The 11,808-nt window shown below is 34.3% G+C and carries 11 protein-coding genes; 3 read left to right on the plus strand and 8 right to left on the minus strand.

Annotation, left to right across the window (positions count from 1 at the left end; genetic code table 11):
- Nucleotides 1–124: 124 nt before the first annotated feature.
- A complete protein-coding gene (locus tag LKACC16343_RS06660; protein ID WP_087721275.1) occupies nt 125–1,285 on the minus strand; it encodes a PTS sugar transporter subunit IIC in 1,161 nt (386 codons plus the stop codon).
- 248 nt (nt 1,286–1,533) lie between these two features.
- Here LKACC16343_RS06660 and LKACC16343_RS06665 point away from each other — a divergent pair, with 248 nt between their 5' ends.
- Nucleotides 1,534–2,475 carry a DUF1002 domain-containing protein gene (locus LKACC16343_RS06665; protein ID WP_056954695.1) on the plus strand — a complete coding sequence of 314 codons (942 nt, stop codon included), beginning with the start codon at nt 1,534–1,536 and terminating at the stop codon, nt 2,473–2,475.
- Between the two features lie 51 nt (nt 2,476–2,526).
- Here LKACC16343_RS06665 and LKACC16343_RS06670 read toward each other — a convergent pair whose 3' ends face one another.
- The 6 genes from LKACC16343_RS06670 to LKACC16343_RS06690 all read right to left on the minus strand — a co-directional run bounded on the left by LKACC16343_RS06670 (nt 2,527) and on the right by LKACC16343_RS06690 (nt 9,506).
- Nucleotides 2,527–4,191, minus strand: a complete 1,665-nt coding sequence (locus LKACC16343_RS06670) for a glycoside hydrolase family 13 protein (protein ID WP_056954697.1) — start codon at nt 4,189–4,191, stop codon at nt 2,527–2,529.
- Complete coding sequence (locus LKACC16343_RS06675) at nt 4,191–5,018, minus strand: PTS system mannose/fructose/sorbose family transporter subunit IID (protein WP_056954699.1); 828 nt, start codon at nt 5,016–5,018, stop codon at nt 4,191–4,193. The genes LKACC16343_RS06670 and LKACC16343_RS06675 overlap by 1 nt, the downstream gene beginning before the upstream one ends.
- A gap of 19 nt (nt 5,019–5,037) precedes the next feature.
- On the minus strand, nt 5,038–5,862 hold the full coding sequence (locus LKACC16343_RS06680) for a PTS mannose/fructose/sorbose/N-acetylgalactosamine transporter subunit IIC (protein ID WP_056954700.1): 825 nt from the start codon (nt 5,860–5,862) through the stop codon (nt 5,038–5,040).
- 27 nt (nt 5,863–5,889) lie between these two features.
- Nucleotides 5,890–6,381: a PTS sugar transporter subunit IIB gene (locus LKACC16343_RS14540; protein ID WP_056954701.1), complete on the minus strand. Its 492-nt coding sequence runs from the start codon at nt 6,379–6,381 to the stop codon at nt 5,890–5,892.
- A 12-nt stretch (nt 6,382–6,393) separates the two neighbouring features.
- Complete coding sequence (locus tag LKACC16343_RS14545) at nt 6,394–6,819, minus strand: PTS sugar transporter subunit IIA (protein WP_056954703.1); 426 nt, start codon at nt 6,817–6,819, stop codon at nt 6,394–6,396.
- Between the two features lie 122 nt (nt 6,820–6,941).
- The gene (locus LKACC16343_RS06690) at nt 6,942–9,506 is read right to left on the minus strand and encodes a sigma 54-interacting transcriptional regulator (protein ID WP_056954705.1); all 2,565 of its coding nucleotides are present in this window, start codon (nt 9,504–9,506) and stop codon (nt 6,942–6,944) included.
- 180 nt (nt 9,507–9,686) lie between these two features.
- Here LKACC16343_RS06690 and LKACC16343_RS06695 point away from each other — a divergent pair, with 180 nt between their 5' ends.
- On the plus strand, nt 9,687–10,145 hold the full coding sequence (locus tag LKACC16343_RS06695; RefSeq protein ID WP_056954707.1) for an ASCH domain-containing protein: 459 nt from the start codon (nt 9,687–9,689) through the stop codon (nt 10,143–10,145).
- A 136-nt stretch (nt 10,146–10,281) separates the two neighbouring features.
- Here LKACC16343_RS06695 and LKACC16343_RS06700 read toward each other — a convergent pair whose 3' ends face one another.
- Nucleotides 10,282–10,974 carry a ribonuclease H family protein gene (locus LKACC16343_RS06700; protein ID WP_082604603.1) on the minus strand — a complete coding sequence of 231 codons (693 nt, stop codon included), beginning with the start codon at nt 10,972–10,974 and terminating at the stop codon, nt 10,282–10,284.
- 68 nt (nt 10,975–11,042) lie between these two features.
- Here LKACC16343_RS06700 and LKACC16343_RS06705 point away from each other — a divergent pair, with 68 nt between their 5' ends.
- The gene (locus LKACC16343_RS06705; protein ID WP_056954711.1) at nt 11,043–11,798 is read left to right on the plus strand and encodes an alpha/beta hydrolase; all 756 of its coding nucleotides are present in this window, start codon (nt 11,043–11,045) and stop codon (nt 11,796–11,798) included.
- Nucleotides 11,799–11,808: the final 10 nt, after the last annotated feature.

Here is an 11,808-nt window from a genome sequence, read left to right on the forward strand (position 1 = left end):
TTTCTCCATGTTTGATTGGGTTTGGTCGCTTAAATCTTAACATGAGAACAGTGATGTTCTTTTTTTATTTTCTAGAGATTAAAAAACTGGTATTGATTATTCATCAATACCAGAAAGTATAGAACTAAACTAACTCGACGGCTGACCAAACAGCAGCACGCCAATCCCAACCAGTTGCCATTAGTGGTCCGATAATTGGAGGCATTGTCCAAGGTACCATTGCTACTGGCGCATTCATTAATCCTAAATGAATCAAAAGATAACTACCTGTAGCTAAGATCAATGGAATTACGATAAATGGAATCATCGTCAAAGGATTCATAACAATAGGAAATCCGAAAATAACTGGTTCATTGATTTCAAACAAAGCACCTGGGAATGCTACTCGTCCAAGATCACGATAAGTTTTACTCTTTGAGAATAACATCAAAACAACCAAAGTAATTGTGGCACCAGTACCACCAACGTTAACCATTAAACTAGAAAATCCAGCGGCTGTGGCATAAGGAAGTGGTTGATGATGTGCAAAGGCAGTTCCGTTAGCAGCTAAGAATTGTAAGAAAATTGGATCAGCAATTCCCTCTAAAGTCATATCACCATGAATACCACAAACCCAAAGCAAACTTACCAAGAATGTGTAAACCAAAATACCTGGCAAAGTATTCATTGCGAATAGTAATGGATGGAAAATTGATTGAATAACCAAATTAATATCAATATGTAGTGGCATACGGATAAACCAGAATAGAACTAAGATAACGAAACCTGGTAATAATGAAACAAATGAATTCGAGACAGCTGTTGGTACACCATCAGGTAATTTGATAATAATATTTTTCTTAATAAAGAAGTTAAAAATTGTAACTGATATCATAGCAGTAATAATTGCGGTAAATAATCCAGATGATGAAAAATTATTAGTATCTAATTTGAACTTATCATTAAACGAAACGATGACAAAAGCCATAGTTGAAAGTCCAGCACCGGAAATAGGATCAACTCCCAATTCCTTAGATAACTCATATCCAATCCCAATTGCAGCTAATAATGAAATAATTCCAAATGATCCATTAACGGCTACACCAATCATATTCATATATGGTTTGATGAAATTAGCCCATGCAGTAATTGGTATATTCCCAACAATTAGGAATACACTACCACTGATAATAGCTGGTAATGTCAAGACTAACCCATTACGTATGGAAACTAGATATTTATTGTTTCCGACTTTTGACATCGGTGGCATGATTTTATTTTGAAGCCAATCCATAAAGTTTTTCAAAAGCCTGTACCCCTCTTTCTGCCGTAAAATAGTTTTACAACAAGAAAAGTATATTCTTGTAAGCGCTATTATTCAATAGGTATATACCATTTTTACTAAATCATTGACATATTGTCAAAAAACTATTCATTTTTATTAATTTATTCGCCAATATATTAATATATTCATACAGACATTCAAGAATTTTTCTCATCTTCTCGAATTCTTCATACATATTTGGTTTAATAGAGTTTAAGGAGGATAAAACCTTGAAAAAGTTAAATATCATTTTATTAGGACTAGTTTCTCTAATCACAGTTGGGATTTTCTCAACTCAGACTGTCAAAGCGGACGATCTAAGTGATCAACCCGTAATGACTTTGGGAACTTCGTTAACATCAAGTCAGCGTCAAGGAACAATCGATGCCCTTTCTTCACAAGTTAGTGGAGATTACAAAACTATCACCGTTACTGGCGATACTTTAGTGAAATATCTCAACCCTAGTGGTAGTAATTTCACAAGTAACAGTGGTGTTTGGTCATCAGCCTTGATTCAAAAGACTTCATCCGGTTCTGGTATTAATGTCAAAATCGTTGATTATAATGGAAAGAACAATATTACTACCATTACAGCCGACCAATATCGTAATGCTGCCGTAACTGCCGGTATCAGCGATGCCAACATCTATGTAACATCAGCTACACCAATTGATGGTTCTGGTGCTTTAGCCGGAATCTACGCCGCTTATGCAAATAGTGGTGATACCTTGAATCAAAGCCAAGTTAACGCTGCGCAAAAGGAAATGAATGTCTTAAGTAATATTACCGATGCGAATAAAGGTACTGATGGATATTCTGATAAACAATTGAACAATGCCGTTGCCGGTATGAAATCTGATTTGGCAAACAAAGGTGACAATATTACTGTTAACCAAATCACAACAATCGTTAATAACAACTTACAAAAGAATAATCTTCAAAACATCATCAACGATACTCAAAAACAACAAATCATCAACTTGATGGTACAAATCAGAGATTCTGGTGCTTTGAAGAATTCAAACTTTAAACAACAAGCTCAAAAATTAAGTAGCGATATCATGAGTAAAGCTAAAAATATTTTCAATAACTTAAATACTCAAGAGAATCGTAACTTCTTACAAAGAATTTGGGACAGTATCGTTTCATTTTTCAGTGGTTTGTTTAAATAATCTGTAATACGCAAAGAACTCGTACGTAATTTGATAACGTACGAGTTCTTTTTATTTCTTCAAAATTCTAGCTTCATATGGTCCGAGGATTTCTCCATTTTTACCATCATAATTAGTTATAACTGTTTTAAAATCAACATATTTATTCAATGTCTCTACTTTTTGCGTCTCACTAGATAGATTAGCAATCACAAGCCATTGCTTATCGTCCAGTGTTCTAGTGTACATAAAAATATTTTTATCATCTGGCAATAGCAATTCAAAAGTACCATCTTTTAAAATTGGTTCTTCATGCCGTAATTTAATTAGTTCCTGATAATATTTGAATACCGATTTATCAGATCTTAAATCATTAGAAACATTCAGTTCCTTGTAGTTAGGATTTAACTTAAACCATGGTTTTCCTTTAGTAAACCCAGCATTCTTACTGTCATCCCATTGCATAGGAGTACGGGCATTATCACGACTAATCTTTCTAGCAGCTTTCAAAAAATCGACATCGTTAATAGTTTTTTCTTGTTTTACCAGTTTGTCGTAGTTAGTTTTTAACTCTATATCCTCATAATCTTCTAGTTCAAAATGAGGATTAGTCATCCCTATTTCTTCACCTTGATAAACAAAGGGTGTACCTTTCAATCCATGCAATACCGTTGCAAAAGCAGTCGCTGATTCATAACGATACTTAGTATCATTTCCCCATCTAGAAGGCGTCCTAGCACGGTCATGATTCTCAAAGTAAAGTGCATTCCAACCATGGCCGTCTAGCGTGTTCTGCCAGTTGGATAGAGTCTTTTTAAGTTGAACAATATCAACAGGTTGAATTGCCCATCTACCATTTACATCCCCCGGTTTACGATCCACATGCATATGTTCAAAGGTAAATACCATATTTAATTCTTCACGATCAGGTTCAACTAATAATCTAGCATCTTTACTCTTACTATCCGGGGCTTCACCAACACTCATCATGGAAAATGGTTTAAACACTTCTTGATTCATTTCATGAATGAATTCATGCATTCTTGGTCCGTTATTTTGATTGCCAACAACATATTGTAAATTATGTGGATTAGGATTATTGGGAAAATCCTGATTTTTAGAAATAGAAGTAATAACATCCATTCTCCATCCATCAACTCCATGAGCTTTCCAGTATCTCATAACGTCATAAATAGCTTGTCTAACTTTGGGATTTTCCCAATTAAGATCCGGTTGCTGCTTACCATAGTAATGAAGATAATATTGCTTACGATTACTATCATAAGTCCAAGCTGAACCACCAAAGTTAGATCCCCAATTGTTAGGTTCACTACCATCTTCTTTAGGATCTCTCCAAATATAAAAATCACTAAAGTAATTATCTTTTGATTTACGACTTTCTTCAAACCAAACTGATTTATCAGAAGTATGGTTGGCCACCATATCCATAATAATTTTAATATTCTTAGAGTGCGCATCCTGCATTAGTTTTTCCAAGTCAGAGTTATCTCCAAACATTGGATCAATCTTTCGGTAATCGGCTATGTCATAACCATTATCAATTTGTGGTGATAAATAGCATGGACTTATCCACAAAGCATCAACGCCTAATTCTTTTAGATAATCTAGTTTACTGTCAATTCCTTTCAAATCACCAATGCCATCATCATTAGTGTCAAAAAAACTCTTAGGATATACTTGATAAATTACCGCGTTCTTCCACCATTCTTTATTCATTAAACAACACCTACTAATGCTAATAAGATTGAAATAACAATTGTGCCAAGAATTAACCAATTAATTGAAACGTTCTTTTTCTTTAATAACCAGAAACATAATAGTGTAATTGCTAAAGGTAAAATACCTATGAAAATTTGATTCAACATTTGTTGTGACTTAAGAATAGTTTTGCCACCAACAACCATATTCCATTTCAAATCGAATTTAACCATGTTGCTAGTCATAGCACCAACCATCATCAAACCAACAATACTTGCGGCTTTTGTCAAAATATTGATTAGGCCCTTTTCATACAATTCACCGATATAATTTGATCCCAATGTATATCCAAGTTGACCACCATACCAACGAACTAGTTGTACAGGAATGTTGAATAATAGCAAGAAAATAATTGGCGCAGCAATATTACCATTCTTAGCCAAACTAATTGCAATACCTGCGGCAATTACTCTCAAAACACCCCAGAAAATAGAATCCCCAATTCCTGCCAAAGGTCCCATCAAACTGGTTTTAATGGCATTAATAGATTCAGCATTGAAATCATCACTTTCACTATTTTGCTTTTCCATGGAAGCTGTAACTCCCATGACGAAGGGAGCCATAGCTAGATTAGTATTGAAGTATGACATCTGACGAACCATAGCTTCTTTTTTATCTTGTTCTTTCTTGTAGAACTTATTAATGAATGGCAGCATTGAATATTCGAAACCTGAAGCTCCTTGCTTAGCAGGAGTAACGGCTGAATATAAGGTAAATGAGCGCCAATACATTTGTCTCATTAGTTTCTTTTCATCTTTTGACATATCTTTCGATAATTTACTCATAATATCCTTCTCCTAATCATTAACTAAAGAAATCATCATTTTCCTGTTCATCTTTTGTTTCAGTAGTAGTTGTATTTGTGGTAGCAGGTCTTGCTGCAACCTTTTCTACAAGTCCATGCAATTGATAGTCTCTTTGTGCAACTAAGATGGCAATAATAGCTCCCATAACAGCTACAGCAATAAGTGGCATCTTCAAATATGCAACGATTAAGAATCCTAAGAAATAAAAGGCTGAAATATTCTTATCCCAAAGAATCTTCATTAACATTGCCATACCAACGGCTGGTAATACATTACCGGCAACCGTCAATCCATGAACAATAATAGTAGGAATCATCTTTAAAACTCTTTGTGTAGCTTCTGAACCAAATAACATTGCAAAGAATGGAATCAATGAATAGAGGAACCATTGCAAAGCCCACAATCCAAAGTGCAACCTGACTATTCCTTTTTGATTTCCTTTTTCGGCCATACTATCGAACTTACTTGCAAATGGACCGACAACAGCAACATAAATCAAAGTTTTAATTTGTAATCCAATAATACCTAAAGGAATTGCAAGTGGTAGTGCAACTCCCAAACCACCATGCATCATAATGGCGAAAGCCACGGCTAAGGCACTAGCAAGTCCTGGTTCAGCGGCACTAGCACCACCAATATTAACGATACCCATAAAAATAGTTTCAAGAGATGCACCGATCATCAAACCAGTTTTTACATCTCCCAATAATAAACCGACCAATGGTCCAATAACGATTGGTCTTCCTAGCATTGAAAAACCTAATAATTCCTGACCACCTACGGTTAGAAAAACAACTATGGCAACTGCAAATGCTTCATACATGTCTATTTCTCCTCATCTGTGATAATTTTATAGATTCATTTTCTTGATAAAATCAGTAGCTTTTTCTTTTTTATCTGTTGGTAGATTCTGTAATGCTGTTTCAGGATAGATTTCAACTAACTTCTTCAAAGATTCGATTTCTGGTTTAGTTAACATTACAAATTGTGTCAAAGTTGTCTTAGGATCGGTTGATGCCTTACCAACGTTACCTAAATTGACATATTGAATATCGGAAACCTTTTCGGCCAATTTTTCAGCATCTCCGACAGTTCTAACTAAAACAAATAATTTCATATTTTGTGCACGTGGATCATTCAATAATTCAATAGCACTATCAACTGTTTTAATAATCACTTTAATACCTGATGGAACAGCCATCTTCAAAGCCATTTGTTGTGTCTCATCACCAGCTGTGGCATCGTTGGCAACAACAATCCCATCAATACTCATTTCCTTTGACCAAACCATTGCGATTTGTCCGTGAATTAATCTTTCATCAACTCTCATAATTTTAATCATTATTATTTCCTCCTAATTGAAAAAATCCTCATCATCATTTTTTGAATCATTATTATTTAATTCGACAGTTCCTAAGCTATTTCTGCCAACTTCTACAAGTTTCTTAATATATGTTGCGTTTACGTCCTCTTTGGATAAAATTGCTTCAATTACAACTGGTAAATTAAATCCATAAATAATAAAGACGTTCTTATTATTTTGTGCTTTGACAGTCAATCTTTGATTAACACTGCCACCCATTAAATCTGTAAAAATAATTACTTTATCATCATCTGCGAATGTATCGAATAATTTATCAATAGTTTCATTCAAATCATCATTCTTTTTTGTATATGCCGAAATGTAACTGACATTGTCATTATGTCCGGCGAAAAGTTCAATTGTGTTCTTCATGCCTTCGGCCATGCTGCCATGTGAGGCAACGACTATTTTTTTCATCTCATTACCCTCCTCACTTTTATATAAGCAAGTTACGTGCCAACTTTTATAAAAGCCGTTAAATAAAGCTTTTTAATTGTAAAAAAAATAAGTGCTTAATTTTGATTAAGCACTTACCCTGTTTAAATATAAAAATGTAATAGCTGATACATCAACGATATCTCATAATCGTTAACCTGAAAATTGTACTTTAATTCGATACCCTTAAATATCGTTTTAGAAACAGAATAAAATTCTTTTTCCTTATCTCCTTCAAATGAAACGCTTGGATTCTCCTGTTTACGAGAATTTACTAGCATTCGCTCAATCATCAATGACAAATGCATATACAGATTCAATTTGGTTTTACCATCCAAAGAAATATCATAATATTCTTGGTATCTCTGGGTAATAAGTTGAACCTCATCAATAACAACATCTGGATTAAGGAATTGTAATCGATCTTTTATGCCTTCAATTGTAAAGAATTTTAGCATCTTATTCATCAATGCTTCAATATTAGGCTTTTGTTCTCCCGAATTAATCAACAACTTTTCAAATCTAGCATAGCCATCTTTCTCCATAATGTCGTAAATATTAATGATATCAATGTCTAGATTCGTATCAATATCAGTTGTCGTCACAACAAATTTAGTTTTATCAAAGAATTTTTGTTCATGATTCTCTAAAGTCTGTTTCAAATCCTTATAGTCCATCGTTATAATTTCGAACTTATTGGACAAGCTTTCTAGCATCATCCGCTTGATTTCTTCTGACAGACCCACACCTGACATACAGGAAACTACAATATTAGAATTATCGGAAAGCCCTTCATAATATTGAGTACCACAAGCCTCACCAAATTTATTAGCTGCTCGAGTAATTTCTTTAAATCCGTCATTACGTTGAATTCTTATTCCAACATCAAGAGCTGTTGCCGTTGTAACATTATTAATAACCAGCAATTCGCAATTAGAGTACTTTTTAATTTCCGAGAACATCTGCGTCAAAGAACCCATATCAAACAGCACAAAAATCCCTTTATGATCTCGATCCTTTTGTTGTCTAATATACTTTTGCACGTAGTTATTAATCTCATGAATGGAAATATCGATTGGCATATCAAATGCCTCAAAAATATAATTACCACACAAGTTATTAACCACGCTTTGAATACTTGTAGCAGTGCTATCTCCATGTGCCAAAATAATTCCTGTATATTGGATACTCTCAATTTGATTAATTTTATCTTTAAATAATAAAACTAACCAAGGTATATTGAACTCTTCAAAATCCTTATCTTCACTAATTCCTTTTAACAATTGTTTATAAACATACATAGTCCGTGGATAGAGTTCTTCAAAATCACTATTAAGTTCGGTCATATTAACCTTTTCGTAATCTGTAAAGTAATACAATGACAAGCCAAAACTAATCTGCTTAATATCTGCATCTGATAACTGCAGTTTAAGTCCATATCGTTTATTTAATATCGATTCAATTCCTATCTTTAACTTATAACTAATGGACTGAATCAAGTTTGTATCCATTAAATAATCAAGCTTCTTTAAGAATTTCATCAACAATAAAATTTGATTAGAAATTGTATCCTTTTTAGACGTTGATTTCTTCAAGGCCAAGTGCAATTGATTAATCAAATCTATTTCATTATCAATTGATTCAGTACGATCATTAATGTCAGTGTCTTTATCAATAACTATGTAATTGTCCTTTTCCGAAGAAGAACCTATATGAATATCTTTACCCTGATAATTTTCTGTATATGCTGAAGCACACAACAATTTAACCTCATTTTGCATAGCTCCAACATTACCCGAAGCATCGTTTTTCGTTAACTCTTCAATTACCTTATTAGTTATATAAAAACGACGATCAATCCTCACGGCTTCTTCCTTGAAAGCATTCGTAATCAACGCTAATCTTTCAGTCAGTGGACGATCTTTAAATGCTGGTAAAGAAACATGCAATGGAACTCTTCGAACAAAGGTCTTCAAAAGAAAATTATCCAAATCCTCTGTTGTAGCAAATATAAAACGAACATTTACCTTATGAGCGTTCTCATTCTCACCTAAAGGATAAAACTTGCCTAAATCTAATAGGGAAAACAACTTCTCTTGGCTTTCCTTAGGTAGCCTATGTACCTCATCTAAGAAGAAATAACCATTATCAGCCTGATCAATTAATCCAAGCGTATCTTCATTTGCCCCAGTAAAAGCTCCCTTTTTATATCCAAATAGAACTGAGGAAAGTAATTCCGGATTGTTAGCATAATCTGCAGCATTTAATGTCACAAATTTAGCATCGTCGGAAATAACCTTCATTTTTTTAGCTTCATTATAAATATCTTTGGCTAAAAAGCTTTTACCGACACCACTAGGTCCAGTAATAATTAAAGGAAAACCATTGGGAGGATAAACTATTGATTCCTGACACTTTTTGACAATGTCCTTTAAACTTCCAGAATGACCAATCAAATTTTGAAAAGGAGCATCATCTTTAGCAATCTTCCATAATACTGGTCTACCACTCTTCTTAGTTAATTTTCCTTCCTTATAAAGTTGAGACAAATAGATACTAATGACATTTCTACTTAGTCCTGCCGCATCGGCAATGGTCTTAGTATCAGTCCATTCATCTCCATATTCCTCTTGAATCACCTTATATACTTTATCTACTGATTTTGTCATTGTTCACCTTTTAAGCACTATAAAAATAATTAAGCACTGTTTTCAATCATGCAAGTGCTTACTTTTAGTTTAATCTTTTATCTTTAATTAAGCACTTATATTTATCTCCGAATAATCTTTGATTTAATTGCCACTATATTTACAATTAAACTAATTATAATTTGGTAGAGGTAAATACGTATGGACATAAAAACATATTGGAACAACTTCAAAACAGAACATCCCGAAGTCACAACTAACGATTACGAGGCCTTCTCACTAGGTGGCGAAGATGACATTGAGGAACAAGACTCATTAGCTAATCTCATCAAAAACGGTATTAAAACCGCTACAACTTCAGCTTATGATCTCTACAAACAAGATGAAACTGACCCTTTACCGCAAGTAGGTGAATACGGAATTATTTTAGATGGACACAATCAACCAACTTGTATCACCAAAACAGTCGTTGTAGAAACTGTCCCTTTTAATCAAGTCTCAGCCGAACATGCCTATCACGAAGGCGAAGGTACTCGTGGTTTAGATGAATGGCGTAAAGATCATTGGAAATTCTTCAAACAAGAATATGCCGACGAACACCATCCTTTCAATGAAGAACTTCCCTGTGTCTGTGAAGTTTACAAAGTAGTTTATAAATGAAAAGAACAGCTTCCATTAAGTATTCAAAACATATGTTATGTATTTGAATATCTCTTAATAGACGCTGTTCTTATTTATTATTTAGATTTTACAATAGCTAATAGGCAAAGCAGGATTTAGTTCGGAACAACAATTTTTACATTTTATCCATTGTTTCATTTAACAAAGCATCAACACGGTTGTTCCCCACATTGGTTGCGTGTCCTTTAGTCCATTCAAAAGTCTTCTTAGGAATGGTTGGCAAAAGTTGATCCAACTCGTGCCACAACTCAACGTTCACCGGTGTACTACCATCGGCTTTTTTGAAGCCTCTTCTCTTCCAGCCATTGAGCCAATTTTGAGTAATAGCGTTGAGGACGTACTGAGAATCTAAGACAAATATCGCATTTTGTTGGTTGATTTTAAGCTCATTTAATCGTTTAATACTCTGAATTAGGGCCATTATCTCCATGCGATTATTTGTCGCTCCAAATTCTCCACCAGTTCCTTCATATATCTGGCCTTTGTTATTGATATGATAGGCCCAAGCGGCTTTATCAGAATCCTTAACATGACCACCTTTAAAGTTACCATGATTTCTGGAACCACCGTCGGTATAAATAACGATGTCAAAATCTTCAATATTAGAAACTTTGTTGGCAGATTTTTTAGTTGTCGTTTTTCTACTATTATATGAATCTTTTCCATCAATAAAAGCTTGTGCTTGCGCTTTATCAGGAAAACTTTTATATCTAGCTCCGGCAAAACCATCGACTTGAGCCTTACAGTCAGCCCAGGTTGAATAGATTCCAGGTTTCTTACCGCGTCGTACTGCATAATATTTTTGCAATGTCATACCTCATTTGGTTAATTTTTCTCAATAATAATTATATAATAATATCTTGTTGGGGTGAATTTATGAAAAAAGGGCAATGGCCGATTCTCTATATCCACGGTTTTCGTGGTGGAGACTATACGACCAAGAAAATGATCGAATCCGCTTTAAAGTGTAACGGTAAACAAAAAGACCAATTTCTCAAAGCAATCATTGATTGGAAGGGAAAAGTCACATATGAGGGAGTTTGGACTGAGGATGAACATCCCATTGTCCAAGTTGTTTTTCAAAATAAATGGGTTGGCAGTAACCAGATGGCATATTGGTTAACCAAGCTATTATTTAACTTACGCTTAGAACATGAATTCACAACTTATGATGCAATTGGTCATTCACTAGGTGCCGTTTCATTGGTACTGGTCAATTTGAAGGAAAAAATGCGTCCCTACATGCCTAGGTTGAAAAAATTAGTACTCATCGCTGCACCGTTCAACGGAATTATTGGTTTGGGAGATCTTCCCAACATCAACCGAATCAAGCCAAACGGACGTCCAGCTTTTATGAGTCCAACCTACTTTAGAATTTTTATGAATGAAAAAAGTATCTCAGACGATTTACGCGTTTTGAACATTTTTGGAAATGTCGGCGATCACTCTAATAGTGACAAATACATTTCCGTTACATCTGCCAAGTCTATTTCTTACATTCTCAAACCGCGAGTAAAAGAATACACCGAATATCTTATTAAGGGCTCTAATGCAGAACACTCAATGCTTCACGATGATTCAGAGATTCTAAAAATGGTCAACGGGTTTATTTATTATAATCCGCTGTCATAACGTTATATAA

Origin of the sequence: Companilactobacillus bobalius (assembly GCF_002179915.1) — a bacterium.
Lineage (GTDB): Bacteria > Bacillota > Bacilli > Lactobacillales > Lactobacillaceae > Companilactobacillus > Companilactobacillus bobalius.

Coding starts and splice junctions, on each gene's coding strand:
- LKACC16343_RS06690 (WP_056954705.1), bottom strand. CDS start 9,506: ATGACAAAATCAGTAGATAAAGTATATAAGGTGATTCAAGAGGAATAT.
- LKACC16343_RS06705 (WP_056954711.1), top strand. CDS start 11,043: ATGAAAAAAGGGCAATGGCCGATTCTCTATATCCACGGTTTTCGTGGT.
- LKACC16343_RS14545 (WP_056954703.1), bottom strand. CDS start 6,819: ATGAAAAAAATAGTCGTTGCCTCACATGGCAGCATGGCCGAAGGCATG.
- LKACC16343_RS14540 (WP_056954701.1), bottom strand. CDS start 6,381: ATGATTAAAATTATGAGAGTTGATGAAAGATTAATTCACGGACAAATC.
- LKACC16343_RS06675 (WP_056954699.1), bottom strand. CDS start 5,018: ATGAGTAAATTATCGAAAGATATGTCAAAAGATGAAAAGAAACTAATG.
- LKACC16343_RS06670 (WP_056954697.1), bottom strand. CDS start 4,191: ATGAATAAAGAATGGTGGAAGAACGCGGTAATTTATCAAGTATATCCT.
- LKACC16343_RS06695 (WP_056954707.1), top strand. CDS start 9,687: ATGGACATAAAAACATATTGGAACAACTTCAAAACAGAACATCCCGAA.
- LKACC16343_RS06680 (WP_056954700.1), bottom strand. CDS start 5,862: ATGTATGAAGCATTTGCAGTTGCCATAGTTGTTTTTCTAACCGTAGGT.